Annotated in this window: 18 protein-coding genes and 1 pseudogene; 8 read left to right on the top strand and 11 right to left on the bottom strand. The window is 63.0% G+C overall.

Translation table 11 applies throughout. The features are described from left to right. Positions 1 to 24: 24 nt before the first annotated feature. Complete coding sequence (locus J5I97_RS17435) at positions 25 to 243, bottom strand: twin transmembrane helix small protein (protein ID WP_088062145.1); 219 nt, start codon at positions 241 to 243, stop codon at positions 25 to 27. A gap of 60 nt (positions 244 to 303) precedes the next feature. On the opposite strand from J5I97_RS17435, the gene J5I97_RS17430 reads away from it, so the two are divergent. The 4 genes from J5I97_RS17430 to cyoE are packed head-to-tail and all read left to right on the top strand — an operon-like array spanning position 304 to position 3708. After that, on the top strand, positions 304 to 1029 hold the full coding sequence (locus tag J5I97_RS17430; protein ID WP_208587862.1) for an SURF1 family protein: 726 nt from the start codon (positions 304 to 306) through the stop codon (positions 1027 to 1029). 27 nt (positions 1030 to 1056) lie between these two features. Beyond that, positions 1057 to 1635 (top strand): hypothetical protein, encoded by a 579-nt coding sequence (locus tag J5I97_RS17425; RefSeq protein ID WP_208587860.1) that lies wholly within the window; start codon positions 1057 to 1059, stop codon positions 1633 to 1635. Between the two features lie 10 nt (positions 1636 to 1645). After that, positions 1646 to 2809 (top strand): COX15/CtaA family protein, encoded by a 1164-nt coding sequence (locus J5I97_RS17420; RefSeq protein WP_208587858.1) that lies wholly within the window; start codon positions 1646 to 1648, stop codon positions 2807 to 2809. Positions 2810 to 2811: 2 nt separating this feature from the next. After that, a complete protein-coding gene (gene cyoE / locus J5I97_RS17415; protein ID WP_208587857.1) occupies positions 2812 to 3708 on the top strand; it encodes a heme o synthase in 897 nt (298 codons plus the stop codon). Between the two features lie 169 nt (positions 3709 to 3877). Here cyoE and dnaG read toward each other — a convergent pair whose 3' ends face one another. The 4 genes from dnaG to rpsU all read right to left on the bottom strand — a co-directional run bounded on the left by dnaG (position 3878) and on the right by rpsU (position 8171). Continuing rightward, entirely contained in the window at positions 3878 to 5623 is a 1746-nt protein-coding gene (gene dnaG / locus J5I97_RS17410; protein ID WP_208587856.1) for a DNA primase, read from the bottom strand. A 93-nt stretch (positions 5624 to 5716) separates the two neighbouring features. Next, on the bottom strand, positions 5717 to 6670 hold the full coding sequence (locus J5I97_RS17405) for a YihY/virulence factor BrkB family protein (RefSeq protein WP_208587855.1): 954 nt from the start codon (positions 6668 to 6670) through the stop codon (positions 5717 to 5719). Between the two features lie 579 nt (positions 6671 to 7249). Continuing rightward, on the bottom strand, positions 7250 to 7696 hold the full coding sequence (locus J5I97_RS17400; protein ID WP_208587854.1) for a GatB/YqeY domain-containing protein: 447 nt from the start codon (positions 7694 to 7696) through the stop codon (positions 7250 to 7252). Between the two features lie 259 nt (positions 7697 to 7955). After that, positions 7956 to 8171, bottom strand: coding sequence for a 30S ribosomal protein S21 (rpsU, locus tag J5I97_RS17395; protein ID WP_002808376.1), 216 nt, complete (start codon positions 8169 to 8171; stop codon positions 7956 to 7958). A gap of 279 nt (positions 8172 to 8450) precedes the next feature. On the opposite strand from rpsU, the gene tsaD reads away from it, so the two are divergent. The 3 genes from tsaD to J5I97_RS17380 all read left to right on the top strand — a co-directional run bounded on the left by tsaD (position 8451) and on the right by J5I97_RS17380 (position 12318). After that, positions 8451 to 9521, top strand: coding sequence for a tRNA (adenosine(37)-N6)-threonylcarbamoyltransferase complex transferase subunit TsaD (gene tsaD / locus J5I97_RS17390; RefSeq protein ID WP_208587853.1), 1071 nt, complete (start codon positions 8451 to 8453; stop codon positions 9519 to 9521). Between the two features lie 85 nt (positions 9522 to 9606). Next, positions 9607 to 9966: a dihydroneopterin aldolase gene (gene folB / locus J5I97_RS17385; protein WP_208587852.1), complete on the top strand. Its 360-nt coding sequence runs from the start codon at positions 9607 to 9609 to the stop codon at positions 9964 to 9966. Between the two features lie 180 nt (positions 9967 to 10146). Next, positions 10147 to 12318: a glycoside hydrolase family 3 N-terminal domain-containing protein gene (locus J5I97_RS17380; RefSeq protein WP_208587851.1), complete on the top strand. Its 2172-nt coding sequence runs from the start codon at positions 10147 to 10149 to the stop codon at positions 12316 to 12318. A gap of 107 nt (positions 12319 to 12425) precedes the next feature. On the opposite strand, the gene J5I97_RS17375 is transcribed toward J5I97_RS17380, so the two are convergent. Beyond that, positions 12426 to 12578 carry a hypothetical protein gene (locus J5I97_RS17375; RefSeq protein WP_208587850.1) on the bottom strand — a complete coding sequence of 51 codons (153 nt, stop codon included), beginning with the start codon at positions 12576 to 12578 and terminating at the stop codon, positions 12426 to 12428. Between the two features lie 92 nt (positions 12579 to 12670). Continuing rightward, positions 12671 to 13846, bottom strand: a complete 1176-nt coding sequence (locus J5I97_RS17370) for a PQQ-dependent sugar dehydrogenase (RefSeq protein WP_208587849.1) — start codon at positions 13844 to 13846, stop codon at positions 12671 to 12673. A 125-nt stretch (positions 13847 to 13971) separates the two neighbouring features. On the opposite strand from J5I97_RS17370, the pseudogene J5I97_RS17365 reads away from it, so the two are divergent. Beyond that, positions 13972 to 14253 (top strand): annotated as a pseudogene (locus J5I97_RS17365) (YiaA/YiaB family inner membrane protein); the annotation flags it as partial. 70 nt (positions 14254 to 14323) lie between these two features. Here J5I97_RS17365 and J5I97_RS17360 read toward each other — a convergent pair. The 4 genes from J5I97_RS17360 to J5I97_RS17345 form a co-directional block, all read right to left on the bottom strand. Next, entirely contained in the window at positions 14324 to 14656 is a 333-nt protein-coding gene (locus J5I97_RS17360) for a hypothetical protein (RefSeq protein WP_208587848.1), read from the bottom strand. Between the two features lie 184 nt (positions 14657 to 14840). Next, entirely contained in the window at positions 14841 to 15338 is a 498-nt protein-coding gene (locus tag J5I97_RS17355; protein WP_208587847.1) for a hypothetical protein, read from the bottom strand. An 86-nt stretch (positions 15339 to 15424) separates the two neighbouring features. Beyond that, positions 15425 to 16732: an APC family permease gene (locus J5I97_RS17350; RefSeq protein WP_208587846.1), complete on the bottom strand. Its 1308-nt coding sequence runs from the start codon at positions 16730 to 16732 to the stop codon at positions 15425 to 15427. After that, positions 16729 to 17508 carry a L,D-transpeptidase family protein gene (locus J5I97_RS17345; protein ID WP_208587845.1) on the bottom strand — a complete coding sequence of 260 codons (780 nt, stop codon included), beginning with the start codon at positions 17506 to 17508 and terminating at the stop codon, positions 16729 to 16731. The genes J5I97_RS17350 and J5I97_RS17345 overlap by 4 nt, the downstream gene beginning before the upstream one ends. Positions 17509 to 17584 lie beyond the last annotated feature (76 nt).

Here is a 17584-nt window from a genome sequence, read left to right as displayed (position 1 = left end):
CATCTAACGCCCAATCCCGGCGCGTCAGCGCCCAACTCCGTGCGGCTTGATCCAGCCGGTGTAGATACCGATGATCACGACCGCGATCAACGCGACCGACAGACCGATGCGCCAGGTGAGTGCGTTGACTGTGCGCTTTGTCTCGCCACGGTCGGTGAGCAGGTAGTAGAGACCGGCGCCCAGGTTCCATAGGATCACGATCAGGAAGGCGACAATCAGCAGCGTCTTGAGCGAATCGTTCACAACAGCCCCGGTAGTCATCGGCGTGGTAACGGCATTGCACGCCTTTTTGCCTCGCTTGTCATGATGCGCAAGCACACGATGGTGCTGGGTTGGTGTCTGGCATTATTGGTCAGCGCTGGTTTTGCGGCGCTTGGGCAATGGCAGCTGCAGCGCATGCATGGTAAGCAAGCCTTACTGGAACGCGCTGCGCATGTTCGTGAGACGCCGTTGACCTTGATGCAGGCATTCGCCATGCCGCACGAACTGGACTGGGTGAGCGGGCGCGTGCGCTTTCTGCCGCAGCAGGTCTTGCTGGACAACCAATTGCACGAAGGGCGCGCGGGTGTGCGCGTCTATCAACTTGCAGCACCGGAAGGCATGTCAGGCACGTTGCTGGTTGAGCTGGGCTGGCTGCCGCTGCCGGCGAATCGGCAGTTACCAACGATCACTCCGATGCAAGGTACCCAGGCAATACAGGGGTTGTTGAGCGCACCGCCTTCGGCTGGACTCGCCATTGGGCCGGCATTGGCAGCGGTCGATGCACCGCAGATCTGGTTAGCCACGCGCCTGGATACAACGGCCTTGCGCAGCACGCTTGGCAGGCGCGACATTTCGTCGCAGGTCTTGCGCCTGGATCCGGCCCTACCGGTTGGGTATGCGCGCGATCTGGAGATGCTGCCGAACACGCTGCCACCCGCGCGGCACCTGGGTTATGCGGTGCAATGGTTCGGGCTGGCTACGGCAGTGCTGCTCACCGCAACGCTGCTGACGTGGCGTGCGCACCGCCGCCCTCGACGCGAGCACTGACGCCTGCGGCATGAGAAAATCGCCGGCATGACCTCATCCACATCGGCCACGCCGCACTCGGTCAAACGCGGCCGCAGCATGCTGATTGCCCTGGCGGTGCTGTTCTTCGGCTCGATGTTGCTGGCCGGCGTGCTGCGCTTCTCCGGATGGCAGCCGGCATCGATGCGCAATCACGGCGAACTGCTGAAACCGCCTGCCGACCTGCGTGCATTGGTTCCGCTACGCGCGAACGGGCAGCCATATGCGTGGGCGCCGATCGAGCGGGTCTGGCGGATTGTTCTTGCACCGCCGCCAAATTGCACGCAGCAGTGCGTGACGCTGGCGGCCGAACTGGACAAGGTGTGGCAGTTGCTTGGGCATCGCGCCGACAAGGTGGAGGTGTTGTGGATCGGCACCCCGCCAACCGGTTTGCCGCCGATGCCGGCCCTGCGTGTGCTGCGCGAGGACGCGCGGCTGCGGCAGGCCTTGCTGCCGCGCGCCGCCGACGCTGCCGGCGTGCCGGTGTATGTGATCGATCCCAATGGCTTCGTGATCCTGCGTTACGCTCCGGGTTTCGACCCGGCCGGCTTGCGTGCCGATCTGGTCAAGCTGCTGAAACTGATGTGAGCCTGTTTCGATGAATCTGTTTGCGCCACCGGCATTGTTTCGCCACTTCCACCGCATGGCATGGCTGGCTGCGTTGTTCACTGCGAGCACGATCCTGTTCGGGTCGTTCGTGCGCCTGTCCGATGCCGGGATGAGTTGCCCAGACTGGCCGACCTGCTACGGCCGTGTCACCTGGCCGCAGACCACCGACGAAGCCAACACGCATGTGGCCAGTCAGATCCGTCCGCTGGAATCGCACAAGGCTTGGCGCGAACAGGTGCACCGTTTCCTGGCCGGCGCACTCGGTGTGGAAGTGATGGTGTTGTCGTTGCTGGCAGCACGTCGGCGCCGCATGGGCATTGCGCAAGTCGTATCGGCCGCAGTGTTGGTGGCGCTGTCGATTCCTCTCTACATGTCCGGCTGGCACAGCGTCGCGTTTGGCATGGCGGTCGCGGGCGAGGCCGTCCTGCTGTCGGCGGCGCTGCGCTGGAGCAATATTGATCTGGCTCGCGCTGCGGTGCTGACGCTGGCGGTGGTGATCTTCCAGGCGCTGCTGGGCATGTGGACGGTGACGCTGCTGCTCAAGCCCATCGTGGTAATGGGGCATCTGCTTGGCGGCATGCTGATGTTCTCGCTGCTGGTGTGGATGGCTTGGCGCGCGACCCATGTGCCGATCACCTTGGCAGACGCCTCGCTGCTGAAGTGGCTGCTGCGCCTGGGCGTGGCGGTGCTGGGCCTGCAGATCGCGCTCGGTGGCTGGGTCAGTGCCAATTACGCGGCCTTGGCGTGTGGCGGCGGCAGTTGGTCGGCCGACAACTTCCCGCGTTGCGTCAGCCAGTGGTGGCCGCCGCATGACTTTCGCGAAGGCTTCACGCTGTGGCGTGGGATCGGGGTGGATTACGAAGGCGGCGTGCTTGATGGCGCGGCGCGTATTGCCATCCAGATGGCACACCGGCTGTGGGCCATTGCGACGGCGCTGTACCTATGGTGGCTGGCGTGGCGCTTGTCGCGCTCGCCGGGCATGCGCGGCTGGGGGGGCGCTCTGGCAGTGCTGGTGGCGGTGCAGGTAATGTTGGGCATGCTCAACGTCAAGCTGGCGCTGCCGCTGGAAGTGTCGGTCATGCACAACGGTGGCGCGCTGGCGTTGCTGTTCGTGTTGGTCTCGCTGTTGGCGCGGCTGCGCGCGCCGGAGTGAGGATGGCTGTCAGCGTGCGCGATTACTGGGATCTGACCAAACCCAAGGTGGTGGCACTGATCGTGTTCACCGCGTTGGTAGGCATGTTCCTGGCCATCCCGGACATGCCGACCTGGCCACAGGTACGCACCGGTGCGCTTGGCTTTCTGGGTATCTGGCTGGCGGCCTCGGCGGCGGCGGCGATCAATCAGTTGCTCGATGCCAAGATCGATGCGCAGATGGCGCGGACGTCATGGCGGCCGCTGGTGGTGGGCAAGGTGCGTCCGTGGCAGGTGCTGGTATTTGCCAGCGTGCTGATCGTGATCTCCATGACCATCTTGGTGGTGTGGGTGAACGTCATTACCGCGGTGCTGACCTTCGCTTCGCTGATCGGCTATGCGGTGATCTACACGGTGTACCTGAAACGTGCGACCTCGCAGAATATCGTAATCGGCGGGCTGGCCGGTGCTATGCCGCCGATGCTGGGCTGGGCCGCAGTCACCGGCTTGCCGACCAGTGCCGACTGGATCAACGCCTCGCTGCTGGTGCTGATCATCTTTATCTGGACGCCGCCGCATTTCTGGGCGCTGGCGATCTTTCGTCGCGCCGATTACGCCAAGGCGGCGATCCCGATGTTGCCGGTGACCCACGGCGTGCCGCATACGCGCAGGCAGATCCTGGTCTACACGGTGCTGCTGGCAATCGTGACCGTGCTGCCGGTGGCGGTGGGCATGAGCGGAGTGTTTTACCTCGGCGGCGCAGTAGTGCTCAACGTGGTGTTCCTCTGGTACGCATGGCGCATGCTCGACCCGCCAGACGAGCTGTTCTCGATGAAGATGTTCGGCTACTCCATCGTCTACCTGATGGCGTTGTTCGCGTTTCTGATGGTCGACCATCTGCTACTGCCTTGGGTGCGTTAGCCGCAACGACAGGCAGTTGCCACCGCGAGCGATTGGCAAAACGGTCGCGCTCACCGTCAGGCAGGCGCGGCCGCTGCTCGGAATGGTATGTACCCAATTGCACAAGTCGGTTCTGAGCGCACCGTGCAGCACCATCGCATGCACGCGCGCTACGTTTTGTTAGCCACTCTTAGAGCGCTGCGAGCGCCTTGAGCAACTCGCGCATTTCGTATTTGTCGGTGTTGTCCAGCCCTTGCGAGCGCTGTTTGGCCTGCAGTTCTTCCACGCGCTGACGCAGCAATTGCTTATCAAGTTGGGTAACCACGTCGTGCAACTCCATTGCCCAGCTGTGTTCGTCGCCGGGAAGCGCTTGCGCGGCCAGTTTCTGCAAGGCGGCCTGTTCTGCGCGGTCGGCAAAATGTTCCAGCAGCGCACCGGTGCTGATTTCGGGACGTTGCTGCACAAGATCCAGCAACTCGATCAGCAGTTCCACACCAGGCAGGCGCAGGGCGGTTAGGTCGTGGTGGCGGTCCAGGCTAAGCGCCAGCGATGGCTGTTGCAGCAGGATCGCAATGGCGGCGCGCACCAAGCTGCGCTTGGGAACTGCCTCTCGGCCGTTGGTATTGGATGGAAGGCTGCTCTTCCTCTTAGACGCTCCAAAGATATCCTGGCCGGTAAGTTCTTTGATCCGGGTAACCATGATGTCTCTGAAACCACTATCGGGCATCGCCACGATATCGGGTTTGCATTTGTCGAAAAAAGCAGCCTGTCCGGTTCTGCTGGCGAGTTGTGCTCCTTGCAGACGCTGATTGAAATAAAACTCTGAAATAGGGGTTGCCTTTTCAAGGCGGGCATTGAATGCGTCAGGCCCCTGACTTCTGACGATGCTGTCCGGATCCTCGCCATCGGGAAGGAAGAGAAAGAAAGCCTGCTTTTCTTCTCTCATTTTCGGCAGTACCGATTCCAGCGCTTTCCACGCTGCAGACCTACCCGCTCTATCGCCGTCAAAGCAAAAATACACTTTGTGTGCGTTGCGGAACAGCAGTTCGGCATGTTCGGGCGTGGTCGCCGTGCCCAGCGTGGCCACCGCCTGGGTGAGGCCGAACTGGAACAGCGAGACCACATCCATGTAGCCCTCAACCACGATCAGCCGCTCGATCTTCTGGTTGGTCTGGCGCACCTGCCACAGGCCATACAACTCGCGGCCCTTGTGGAAAAGCGCGGTTTCCGGCGAATTGAGGTACTTAGGCCCCGGGTCGCGGCCGTCGACCGGCGCGCCCATGATGCGTCCGCCGAACGCGATCACGCGGCCACGCCGGTCGAAGATCGGGAACATCACCCGGTCGCGGAATTTGTCGTAGACGTGGCCTCGATCGTTCTTGGAAAACAGCCCGGCGCGCTCGAGCACACTCATGCGGCGCGCATCGGTGCCGAGCGCGTCCTTCAAGGCGCTGTAGCCATCGGGCGCGTAACCGATCTGGAAGCGCATGCGGTTGTCGGCATCCACGCCGCGCCCATCCAGGTAGTCGCGGGCGCGTTCGCTGCCCTCAAGCTGGCGCTGGAAGAACTTGGCGGCGGCCTCCAGTGCCGAATACAGCTCGCGGCTGTCGTCCTGCTGTTGGGGCGTGCGTTGCTGTGTGTGCTGCGGAATTTCCATGCCGGCACGCTTGGCCAGCTCGTCGACCGCGTCGAGAAATTCGAGGCGGTCGTAATTCATCAGGAAACTGATCGCGGTGCCATGCGCGCCGCAGCCGAAGCAGTGATAGAACTGCTTGGTCGGCGACACCGTGAACGAGGCCGAGCGCTCGTCGTGGAACGGGCAGCGCGCTGAATATTCCTTGCCCTGGCGCTTAAGCGGTACGCGACCGCCCACCACCTCGACGATGTCGGTGCGTGCGAGCAGTTCGTCGATAAACGCGTCGGGGATGCGGGGCATCACACTAGGATATCCCAGCAGCTGGCGCCCGCCTGATTCAGCGCGCTGCTGCGTGCGCGCGAGTCATGCGCCGCACATTTTGCCAGGCGTAAATCAACTACGCGTGCGCGTGTCCTGCGTGTCCGATGCGGTAACGACCGGTGCGACCGACCCTTCCAGCACATGCTCCGGATCCACCCCGGCCTCGCGCAGCTTGCGGTGCGAACGCACGCGTTCGTCGATTACCGCGGTCAGCAAGGCGCCGACGAAGAACACCACCGAGGCGTAGTACATCCACACCAGCAAGATGACCAGCGTGCCCATCGAACCATACGCGCTGCCGGGTGCGGCTTCGGCGATATACAGTCCGATGCCGTAACGCCCCAGCGCAAACAATAGCGCAGTGATGAGGCCGCCAATGAAGGCCTGCCGCCAGTTCACGATGCGATCGGGCAGATAGCGATACAGGAATGCGAACGCGAGCGTATATAGCGCCAGTGTGGTGACGTAGCCCAGCGCCGGCAGCACCGATGGCAGCCGCGCGAACACCACTTGCAGCGCGGTGGTGGCGATCATCGACACGATCAGCAAAAAGCCCAACGCCAGGATCACGCCGAAGGAGAACACGCGCTTCTTCAGCCACGCCATGACGCCTTCCAGGCGCTGCTTGTCGGTGCGGAAGATCAGATTCAGCGCGTTCTGCAACTGCGCGAACACCGCGGTGGCACCAATGAACAGCAGCAACGTGCTCCACAGTCCGGCCAGCGAGCCGACGCCAGGTTGATCGGTGGCATTGCGGATCACGGTATCGGCCACTTCCGCAGCGCTACCACCGGCCAGTTGCGCAATTTGCTGCACCAGCGCTTCCTGCGCAGGCGGATACAGCGAGGCGGTCAGCCACAGCAGCAGCACCAGCAATGGTGCCAATGACAGCAAGGCGTAGAACGACAGCGATGCGGCTTGCGTCATCACATCGATCTCGAGAAAACGATTCAGCAGTGCTACTGGCAGGCTGCGCTGCAGGCGGCCGAGATGCTTGTGCAGGTGTTCGGTTGAGAGCTTCGTCACCGGCGATGGAATCCTTGGGCATACCGTCGTGCGCGCAGGTGTCGTTAGGCAAAACCGGTATGCGGAGTGCTTCGCCCGCGCCTGCGCTGGCCGATCCGTTCTAACAGGGCGGGATCGAAGGTCTGGTGAAAGCGTAGCGGTTTGGTGCAATGGTGCATGGAACGCGTTGCTGCGAATGTAGGGGTGAGTGGGTACATCGCTTCGTCCAGCGCTAGTGAGTCGTGGTCGCCGGGTATCGCGATTCATGCGGCGTGGACGATGCCGGATGTCGTGCACGTGTGCCGATCGCATGGTGTTCAGGGCGGCGAAGCGACGTGCTTTGTCGAGATTGCTGACTCAACCATTAGCTGACATCGATCGTGAGATCGGCAGTTGCTGCAGAACTGCGACATCTTCATACATTCGCTATTGGCAATGTCGCCCCGCGTCCGCTGAACGCGACAACGAAGCAGGATCAAGCAGGCTGCTTCGTTGAGGAACTCACAGCTGGCAAACCACGCAACCGGCGGCACCCCGCCATCAAAGCGCAAGCCTCGCTCTGCCCCGGCCAACTGGCGCAGGGCAGTGCGGATGGAGATTTCAGCCTGCCAAGTGCTGCTTGACCAGCGTCGAGACCAAACCCATGTCGGCCTGACCGGCTAGCTTGGGCTTTAGCGCGCCCATCAACTTGCCGATGTCGGCGGGGTTGCTCGCTCCGGTTTCGCTGATTGCAGCCTGGATGACGGCAACGATCTCGGCTTCGCCCATCTTGGCCGGCAGATAGCGCTCGATCACCACGATTTCCTCGCGCTCGATCTGCGCCAGATCGTCGCGCGCGGCGGCCTCGAACTGGGTCACCGAGTCCTTGCGCTGCTTGACCATCTTGTTGAGCACGGCGATCACGGCGGCATCGTCCATCTCGATGCGCTCGTCCACTTCCTTCTGCTTGATTGCGGCATTGATCAGCCGGATCACGCTCAGGCTGTGCTTGTCGCCGGATTTCATGGCGGCCTTCATGTCGTCGGTGAGCTGCTGCTTGAGGGGCATGCGGTGACTCCTAAGATTTGCATGTTGAATGTATGCCGATACGCTATGGCTGGCAGAGCGCAGCGGCAGGAAGTAGAGGGGCGAGCGAAGCGGATGCGGTTGCGACCAAGCTCGGCAGCCACGCAGTTGCGATCGCAGAGACTGGCCTGACCCGGGACCAATACAAAAAGCCGGCAACGCTTGCGCGTGCCGGCTCTTGGGTTCGATCCCGGTGGGTCGCGCCTACAGCGCCTACCCACCGGTAAGGAACCGCGTTCGATCAGTACAAGCGCTGGCGCTTGGTGACGTCGCGCGAGGAACGACGCAACTGACGCTTCACAGCAGCGGCAGCCTTACGCTTACGTTCTTGGGTCGGCTTTTCGTAGAACTCGCGCTTGCGGGTCTCGGCCAGCACGCCGGCCTTTTCGCAGGTGCGCTTGAAACGGCGGAGCGCAAATTCGAAGGGCTCGTTCTCGCGGACTTTAACGCTGGGCATGGGTTCTCCAGGTGATGGGATTTCCGTCCGGGAGCCCCGGGCGGGTGCGAGCGGACTCGCGTGACGGAGTTTCCGGGTTGCCCCGGCGAGCCGCGCATTATAACGACTTGCCAACGACCTGCAAGCCCCCGGCAAGTTCTACCTCTGCAGGCTTGTCAAAGCGTTACGTTTGGGCTTGATCCGACAGCGATCACACGGCGCGCAGCATATCGCCGCCGTGTGATCGGCGCAGCACAAAAGCTGCGAAAATAGACGCATGTACCTGACTGCCGAGCTGCCATGAAAGTCCTTGGGATCGAATCATCGTGCGATGAGACCGGCGTGGCGGTCTACGACACTGCGCTGTCGGGCGTGCCGGCGCTGCGCGCCCACGCGGTCTACAGCCAGATCGCGTTGCATGCCGAATACGGCGGGGTGGTGCCGGAACTGGCCAGCCGCGACCACGTGCGCAAGCTACTGCCGCTGATCCGCCAGACCCTGGGCGAGGCCGGGCTGCGCATCGACGAACTCGATGGCGTGGCCTACACCGCCGGTCCGGGCCTGGTTGGCGCACTGCTTGTCGGTGCTGGCGTGGCGCGCTCGCTGGCCTGGGCGCTGGACGTGCCGGCGATCGGCGTGCACCACATGGAAGGCCATCTGCTGGCGCCGTTGATGGAAGACGACCCGCCGCAGCCGCCGTTCGTGGCGCTGCTGGTCTCCGGCGGGCATACTCAATTGGTGTCGGTGAAGGCGCTGGGCCGCTATAAAGTGTTGGGCGAGACCCTGGACGACGCGGCTGGCGAGGCCTTCGACAAGACTGCCAAGATGATGGGCTTGCCGTACCCGGGCGGGCCGCAGTTGGCAGCGCTGGCCGAAACCGGCACGCCGGAACGCTATAAATTCGCGCGACCGATGACCGACCGGCCAGGGCTGGATTTCAGCTTCAGCGGGCTCAAGACGCAGGTGCTGCTGGCCTGGCGCGCCAGCGACCAATCCGACACCGTCCGGGCGGATATCGCGCGAGGTTTCGAGGACGCCGTGGTAGAGACGCTGGCGATCAAATGCCTGCGCGCGCTGGATGCGGCCGACTGCAACACCCTGGTGGTGGCCGGCGGCGTGGGCGCCAACAAGCGCCTGCGCGCGCGCCTGCAGGAAGCCGCGCAGCGACGCGGCGGCCGGGTCTGCTTCCCGCGCCCGGCCTTGTGCACCGACAACGGCGCAATGATCGCCTTCGCCGGTGCGCTACGGCTGGAGGCCGGCGAGCGCGCCGATGCCGCGGTGCATGTGACGCCGCGCTGGGATATGGCTAGCTTGCCGCTGTTAGCGCAGGCGCAGGCGCAGGTATCGGGAGCGGGGAATCGCCAATCGTAAGAGCGTCACTCCGATCCCGTCCGCGCTGCTGTGCTGTTGCTTGTGTTTCTCACCATTTCCTATTCCCCATTTCCTATTCTCCCCCATGGACAAAGTCTTCATTGAAGGTCTCGAAATCGATGCGCTGATCGGCATCTACGACTGGGAGCGGGGTATCCGCCAGACCCTGCGGTTCGACCTGGAGATGGGCTTCGACAACCGCATTGCGGCAGCCAGTGACGACATCGCCGATACGCTGAACTACAAGACGGTGAGCAAGCGGCTGATCGAATTCGTGCAGGCCTCGGACTTCGGGCTGGTCGAGACCCTGGCCGAGCGCTGCGCGGCGATCGTGCTGAACGAGTTCCAGGTGCACTGGCTGCGGTTGAAGCTGAGCAAGCCGGGCGCGGTGCGCGGCGCGCAGTCGGTGGGCGTGATCATCGAGCGCGAGCGTCGTTCCATATAGACCTCAGGCGTACACCTGCAACCGGATATAGGGCGGGCACTGGTAATTCGTGAGGCCAAAGCATGGGCAGAGCCCGCTTTACGCCCCCCCGGTCCCACCTCCGGACTCCCTAGACTTGCGTCCTCGCGGGCGCCTCAGGCTAGAATTGCCGGTGTATGTAAACGTTTTCTCAAGGATCTCATGTCTGCTGATCGCATCGAAACCCTGATTGCCCGGATGACCGTCGAAGAGAAGGTCGGACAGTTGGGTGTATTCGCCGACATGGTGCGGCCGTTCGCGCCGGACGTGAATCCCGAAGCAAACGTGCTCAACGCCGACGAGGTATTGCAGCAGGTGCGGCAGGGCCGTGTCGGCTCGCTGTTCAATGGCGTCGGCGCCGCGCTGGGCATGCAGATCCAGAAAGTGGCGGTGGAAGAAAGCCGCTTGGGCATCCCGGTGATTCTGGCGGCCGACGTGATCCATGGCATGCGCACGGTGTTCCCGATTCCGCTGGGCGAGGCGGCCAGCTTCGAGCCTGAGCTGGCCGAGCGCACTGCACGCGCCACCGCGATCGAGGCCACCGCCGCCGGCTTGCATTGGACTTACGCTCCAGCGGTGGATATCGCCCGAGACCAGCGCTGGGGCCGTGGCGCCGAAGGCGCTGGCGAAGACGTATTGCTGGGTGCAGCGTTTGCTGCTGCCCGCGTGCGTGGCTTCCAGGGCGCCGACCTGAAGGCCGACGACTCGCTGCTGGCCACCCCGAAGCATTTCGCCGCGTATGGCGCAGTCGCGGCGGGGATGGAATACAACACCGTCGACATTGCGCCGCAGACCTTGCGCGATGTGCATCTGCCGCCGTTCAAGGCCGCCTTCGATGCCGGCGCGTTGACCGTGATGTCCTCGTTCAACGATATCAACGGCGTGCCGGCCAGCGCCAACCACGAGCTGCTCACCGAGATCCTGCGCGGCGAATGGCAGTTCCCCGGTGTGGTGATTTCCGACTACACCGCCGACATGGAATTGATCGCGCACGGCTACGCGGCCGACGAGCGCGACGCGACCAAAAAGGCGTTTCTGGCCGGGCTGGATCTGAGCATGCAGAGCGGTTTCTATGCCGCGCATCTGCCATCGCTGGTGGAAAGCGGCGAGGTGCCGATGGCCACGCTGGATGCCAGCGTGCGCCGCATGTTGCAGCTGAAAGAGGCGATTGGGTTGTTCGATAATCCGTATCGCTCGCTGGATCCGGCCCGCGAAGCCGATGCCACGCATCTGCCGGCGCACGATGCGTTGTCGCGCGACGCAGCGCGGCGTTCGATCGTGTTGTTGAAGAATGACGGCGCGATATTGCCGTTGAAGAAGCGCGGGCAACAGATCGCACTGATCGGCCCGTTCGTGCAGGACCGCGAGAACATCGAGGGCTGCTGGACGCTATTCGGCGATAAGGAGCGTTACGTGACCCTGGAGCAGGGTGTGCGTGCGGTGGTCGGTACCGAGAATCTGAGCGTGGTGCCGGGCTGTGGCCTGGAAGAAGCGCTGGAGGGTGGCATCTCCGCTGCCATCGATGCCGCGCAGGCTGCCGACGTGGTGGTATTGGCGCTTGGCGAGCCGCAGCGTTTCAGTGGCGAGGCGCAGTCCCGCACCGAGATCACCTTGCCGCTGGCGCAGCAGGCGCTGGCCGAAGCCGTTGCAGCGACCGGCACCCCGATCGTGGTGTTGTTGCGCAACGGGCGCGCGCTGGCATTGAACGGTGCGGTGCGCGATGCCGATGCGATTGCGGTGACCTGGTATCTGGGCACGCAGACCGGCACCGGCGTGGCCGATGTGTTATTCGGCGACTACAACCCGTCTGCGCGTTTGCCGATCAGCTTCCCGCAGGTGACCGGGCAGCAGCCGTATTTCTACAACCATCTGCGCACCGGTCGCCCGGAATTGCCGACACTGGCCGAATACAAGGCGCGCTGGCGCGAAATGCCCAACGAGCCGCTCTACCCATTCGGCTATGGTTTGAGCTACACCACGTTTGCCTACGCGCAGCCGCAACTGAGCACGGCCCAACTCGGCTGGGACGACACGCTGGCGATCACCACCCGCGTGACCAATACCGGCAGCGTTGCAGGCGAAGATGTGGTGCAGCTGTACGTGCACGATCGCGTGGCCAGCCGTGTGCGTCCAGTGCGCGAACTCAAGGGCTTCTGCAAGGTGTTGTTGCAGCCGGGCGAGAGTATGGATGTCGTGTTTACTTTGGCGCGCGATGCACTAGCCTTTACCAACCACAAGGGTGTGTTCGGCGCCGAGCCGGGACTGTTCGACGTGTGGGTCTGTGCTTCGGCCAAGAGTGGCGAAGCGGTGGCGTTCGAGTTGTTGGAAGGCTGAGCGTTGGTAGGCGTCTGCTCACCAGTTCGAAGCGCACGAGGCGATCGACCGATCAATAGGCGCTGCGTAGTGCGCAGCGGTTGATCGGTGGTTTTGAGGCCCCGGGGCTACAGCTGCGAACGCTTTGCAAACACATGGGCCCGGAGTACTGCAGCCGCCTTCAAGCGATAGATTTTTATCGCACCCATCGCACCCATCGCACCCATCGCCAGCGAGCGTATGGCGATGATGCCAATCAGTGACTCGGTGCTGCTACTCAATGCAGCACCGGTTGGTGCGATGATCCGAGACGGCAAACAACACGTAGTCAACACGTAGTTGTGTTGTCGTCGCATCCGGGTGATGCATCGACTCAAGCGTCGTTCTCGGCCGCCTTGTTCCTGGGCGTCAACTTGAGCAGGCGCCCGGTACTGCCGCTGGCCTCGTCTTCCAGCAGCCACAGCGCCCCGTCCGGGCCTTGCTCCACTTCACGGATGCGCGCACCCATGTCGTAGCGGGCCACTTCGCGTGGCTGATCGCCGAGCGAAACCTGCACTAGCGCCATCGACGACAGACCACCGATGAAGCCATTGCCGCGCCACGCCGGAAACTGCGTGCCGTTGTAGATCACAAAGCCGGCAGGCGAAATTACCGGCGTCCAGCTGATCTTGGGCGCAGCCAATTCCGGGCGGGTGGTGTGGTCGGGGATCGGCGTGCCGTCGTAATGATCGCCGTTGGACACGATCGGATAGCCGTAGTTGGCGCCACGCTGGATCAGATTGAGCTCATCGCCACCGGCGGGGCCCATCTCGTGTTCCCACAAGCGGCCCTTGTTGTCGAACGCAATGCCCAGGATATTGCGATGACCTAGCGACCACACCTGTGCGGCGACGCCGCCTTGCGCGGCAAACGGGTTGTCGGCCGGCACGCTGCCGTCGTCGTTGAGACGGATCAGCTTGCCGAGGTTTGCCTTTATGTCCTGGGCGGGATCGAACTTCTGCCGTTCGCTGGAGCTGATCCACAGCTTGCCTGCCTGATCGAAGGCGAGCCGATGCCCGAAGTGGCCGTTGCCGGTGACCTTGGGCTCCTGGCGCCAGATCACCTTGAGATCCGACAAGGTGCCGCCGCCGGTCGCATCCAGGGTGAGCTTGGCGCGTGCCACGGCCGCTCCGCTGGTATCGCCCTGGCCTGGCTCGGCGTAGCTCACATAAACCAAGCGGTTCTGGGCAAAGCGCGGGTGCGTGAGCACATCGCCAAAACCGCCCTGGCCGCCGTAGGCCACGGCCGGCAACCCGGTAATGGCACTCTGACGCTTGGTCTTGGGGTCCAGGCGCATCAATGCGCCCCGTTTTTCGCTGACCAGCAGCGTGCCATCGGGCAAAAAAGTCATTGCCCAGGGTTCTTGGAAATCGGCAATGGTGGTGGCCTGAAATGGCCATTGCGCCTTGGGAATGGAGGCTGCGGGGGCCGCAGCAGGCGCTGCGATTGCAGCGCTTGCTGTGAACAGTGCGAGCGAGCAGGCCAGTGCACGCAGACGTCGGATAGGCATGAAGTTCTCCAGAGGATGGGGCGCGGTGGCGCTGCAGCCTTTCGGCAACGTGTCCCGCGTCGGGTTCAAGTACCCTGCACGACGCCGTGCAGGTCGCCCTTGTCGTGGATCACTCTCTGCAAGACGCCCGCGTCTCACTGCAAAAGAGCGTGCGTGACCGCGTGGATGGTATTGCGGTGACCGTGTTGTATTAAGCCATTTTCTGGTTCTCGCTGATCACTGCGCTGGTGCTATTGGCCATCGGGTTGATCAAGGCGACATTGCTTGCTGCGCGAAAAAAGTTTCTACGCGATGGCATATGCACTGAGCCTGTTGTATGCCGTTTTGCGTTGCAGAAGAACATTGGCTTTGTGGTGGATGTGGATGCGTCCGCATGTTCGCGCTCGGCGCCGCCTGCATTGGATTGACGCGCCACGCATACGCCGATGCGACAACGGCACCTTGACGGTGGCGACGGTGGCGTTGTCGTTTTCGTTTTCAGGGTCTGGACATGTCGTCGCCAGTGACGAAATCGGCCGCATTTTCCCACGCACGACGCACGGCATGGCGTGCCTTGCTCCAACTCAATGACGACGAGCCACGGTTGGTTTCCCAGTCCTTATGCAACTCCGCTTCTATCTGGTCGTAGGCGAGTGCGACTTCGCGTATGCGTGCTTCGTGTCCGGCGAGATAAGCAGGCTCGTAATCTTCGTAGCGATCGCCGTCGGTGTAATACGGCTCTTCGGTAAAGCGTTCGCGCCAGTAGTTCGACACGTTCTGGTTTCTGCTTTCATCTGGGGCGCGGCCAGGAATCTGATACGGCACGCTCATGTTCGTCTCCGTGGTGTATGTGCGATCTAACGTAGGCGGGCCGATGTTAAATTCATTGCCAAGACGGGTGAGGAGAGCATCAACGCGGCTGGTCGAAATGGCGCGTGGTCTGCAGCAATTGCTGGGCCGATGATATCGATGCTGCGTTCCACAGAGCGCCTTGCATCAGTGCGTTCTTGGCGTATCAGGTAGCCGCAGATACTGCGTCGTAGGGCAGCTGTGTTGCACCTGCAGCAACCACTGTGGATTGCGCAGTCTGCAACGATGCTTGATCCGCATCGATGATCACCAAGACGCGCCCGGCCTGGATTTGGTCTTCGAATAGACGTCGCACCGGATCGGGCACGGTTGCGCCAATCAGCGCCGAGGACCAGGCGCCGACCAAAGCACCGGCCATTGCCATGACGCCGACGCCAGCCAACGTCAGCCCAATCGACGGCACTGCGGTCGCCACCAGGCCCGCGATCAGGCCGGCGGCACCGCCTGTGGCAGCGCCGCGTGCGGCAGCGGGGAGAAAGTCGGTTTTGGCGTTTTTGCGTTCGTCGGGCATATCTTGCAACTCGATATCCGAGCGAGCGATCAGCGACAGCGCATCGTTGTCGATGCCTGAACTGCGCGCGGCTTGCAGCACACGTTGCGCGCTCTCGAGATTGGATGTGCTGTAAACACGGCGAAATTTCATCGCAAGCTCCCATGAAGGTAGAGCCGCAGCGTTGGGCGTGCGCGGTTAGGCGTGCGTGAGCGCTGCGCGAGGGTGTTGCGAAACCACTACGCGACCTTGCGCGGGAACAGATAGAACGCCCAGCCGACCAGTAACGCCACGCCCGCAGCGGCCAGATTCTGCCAGCTGGCACTGGCCAGCAAGCCGAGCGAGAGCAGCAGCGCAGCGATGGGGATGGTGGGGCCTCCGGGCAGGCGCAAGGTCTCGGTACGTTGCCGATATCGGCGCGCTAGCACGATCACCGCAGCTGCCGTGCCGATGTAGGCAAACAGGCGGGTGACCATCGACAGCAGCGCCAGTTGCGTAAACGAGCCCGACAACGTCAATGCAAGCGACAGCACGCCTTGGGTGAGAACCGCCGCTGCAGGCGTGTGGAAGCGGGGATGCACGCGCGCCAGAAACGCCGGGCCATAGCCATCCTTAGCCAGCGCGAACAAAAAACGCGGGCCGAGCATCACTGTATTGCTGGTGGTGCCGAGAATGGAAATGGTGGCGCCAACAGTGAGGATCAGCGCTAACGCTTCGCCACCAAAGCGGCTAGCGGCATCGGCCAATGGCGTGGGCGAGGCGGCAAGATTCGGCAGCGTGCCTTGCGCAACGATCTGCACCGCGGCGTAGATCAAGGTCACGGTGATGATCATGGTGATCAGTGCGAACGGCACATCGCGACGCGGGTTGCGGTATTCGCCTGCGGCCGCGGGAATGTTCTCGAAACCAGCGTAGGCGAACAGCAACAACAAAGCGGCTTCGCCGAGATTGCCAAGGTTGCGCAGGTCGGGCGTGGTGCCGGCAAAGGCCCATGACCAATCGACGTAAAACGCACCGATCGCCACGAATAACAGTAACGGCACCAGCTTGCCGATCACCAGCGCAATGCCGGTACGTGCGGCCGACTTCACCCCGATCACGTTGATGGCGGTCAGCAACCCCAACGCGCCGACCACGACTAGCAGACGTGCCCATTGATCGGTGGCTGCGTTAGGCCAGAACCGCGCCACCGCATCGGCCAGCCCGTTGCTCAATGCAGCTGCCGAACTGATGCGCGTCAGCCAGATCATCCAGCCGATCTGAAAACCGACAAACGGGCCGAACGCTTCACGCGTGTAGAGGTAGCTGCCGCCTGGCGTGTCGAAATAGCTCGCCGCCTGCGCGTAGCACAGCACTAACGGAGCCACCGCCAGGCCAGCCAATATCACCGCCCACAAACTCATCGGCCCCAACAGTGCGGCAGTGGCGGCCGGCAGCAGATAGATGCCGCTGCCGATCACATCGTTGATCGATAACCCGACGATCTGCCAACGGTTGACGACGCGGACCAGCCCGGACGCATCGGGCCGAGCAGTTGGCGTACTCATGGTGCGGCCTCCGCCAACACCGGCAATTGCCACTCGGTTTGCAGGCGCGCATATTCGGCGCGTGGCAACAGCACCAACAGCGGGTTGTCATCGGGCTTCAACCACGCAAGCAGGCGCTGCATGTCGGCCAGCGCCATGGCGGTGCAACCAGAGGTCGACTGCCCTGGCATAAGCCACAGGTGCGCGAAGATGCAGCTGCCGCGGCCGGGAATGGCCTTGGGATTGTGCGCGATGACAAAACCTTCGCTGTAGCGCGCATCGTTGCGATGGTGCAGATCCAGGCGCATCGGTTCGGTCGAACCAGCCACTGCGGCCTCGCCGACCTGCGCGGCATCGACGATGCGGTTGTACAGCGGCGAGCTAGGCACATCCATGCAGTAGTTGGTGGCGCTCATCGCCTGATACGGCATCGCGCTCTCGATCCTCGGCGCATCACCGAAGGCCGTGCCGATGGCGAACACGCCGGCCGGGCTGCGACCGTCGCCTTCGCGCTTCTGCGGGCCTTGCGTTTGCGCCGGATGCAGGCCCTCGCCCCAGGCGCTGCCATGGCGACCAAGTGCGACTGCAAACCCCGGTACGGCGGCCGGTTGCCAATGGCCGTCCACACGCGCGAACGTCTGCAGGCGGGCCTGGGTGCTGTTCCAATCCGTCGTGGTCACCACGATCAGGGCGCGTGCTTGATGCAATGCATCGATTGGCGCGGCCGCGCGTGCGACGCTGATAAAGCTCGCCAGCGTCAGCAACGCGACGGATCGAAACGGGATGGCAAGGTGCATGCAGGCTCCGTAGGAAGGGGGCGAGCTGGGATAAGCCCGCGTCTGATCAGTAGATGATGCGCAACGATGAGGCTGT

It is taken from the genome of Xanthomonas fragariae, from assembly GCF_017603965.1.
Taxonomy (GTDB): domain Bacteria; phylum Pseudomonadota; class Gammaproteobacteria; order Xanthomonadales; family Xanthomonadaceae; genus Xanthomonas; species Xanthomonas fragariae_A.
Note: the sequence above shows the minus strand (reverse complement) of the source record. Positions and strands in the feature narration are given on the sequence as shown.

Bases quoted from the DNA above. Each gene is read 5' to 3' on its own strand.
- tsaD (WP_208587853.1), top strand. From the start codon at position 8,451: ATGAAAGTCCTTGGGATCGAATCATCGTGCGATGAGACCGGCGTGGCG.
- J5I97_RS17425 (WP_208587860.1), top strand. From the start codon at position 1,057: ATGACCTCATCCACATCGGCCACGCCGCACTCGGTCAAACGCGGCCGC.
- rpsU (WP_002808376.1), bottom strand. From the start codon at position 8,171: ATGCCCAGCGTTAAAGTCCGCGAGAACGAGCCCTTCGAATTTGCGCTC.
- folB (WP_208587852.1), top strand. From the start codon at position 9,607: ATGGACAAAGTCTTCATTGAAGGTCTCGAAATCGATGCGCTGATCGGC.
- J5I97_RS17350 (WP_208587846.1), bottom strand. From the start codon at position 16,732: ATGAGTACGCCAACTGCTCGGCCCGATGCGTCCGGGCTGGTCCGCGTC.
- J5I97_RS17380 (WP_208587851.1), top strand. From the start codon at position 10,147: ATGTCTGCTGATCGCATCGAAACCCTGATTGCCCGGATGACCGTCGAA.
- J5I97_RS17360 (WP_208587848.1), bottom strand. From the start codon at position 14,656: ATGAGCGTGCCGTATCAGATTCCTGGCCGCGCCCCAGATGAAAGCAGA.
- J5I97_RS17345 (WP_208587845.1), bottom strand. From the start codon at position 17,508: ATGCACCTTGCCATCCCGTTTCGATCCGTCGCGTTGCTGACGCTGGCG.
- dnaG (WP_208587856.1), bottom strand. From the start codon at position 5,623: ATGCCCCGCATCCCCGACGCGTTTATCGACGAACTGCTCGCACGCACC.
- J5I97_RS17355 (WP_208587847.1), bottom strand. From the start codon at position 15,338: ATGAAATTTCGCCGTGTTTACAGCACATCCAATCTCGAGAGCGCGCAA.
- J5I97_RS17400 (WP_208587854.1), bottom strand. From the start codon at position 7,696: ATGCCCCTCAAGCAGCAGCTCACCGACGACATGAAGGCCGCCATGAAA.
- cyoE (WP_208587857.1), top strand. From the start codon at position 2,812: ATGGCTGTCAGCGTGCGCGATTACTGGGATCTGACCAAACCCAAGGTG.
- J5I97_RS17370 (WP_208587849.1), bottom strand. From the start codon at position 13,846: ATGCCTATCCGACGTCTGCGTGCACTGGCCTGCTCGCTCGCACTGTTC.
- J5I97_RS17430 (WP_208587862.1), top strand. From the start codon at position 304: ATGATGCGCAAGCACACGATGGTGCTGGGTTGGTGTCTGGCATTATTG.
- J5I97_RS17420 (WP_208587858.1), top strand. From the start codon at position 1,646: ATGAATCTGTTTGCGCCACCGGCATTGTTTCGCCACTTCCACCGCATG.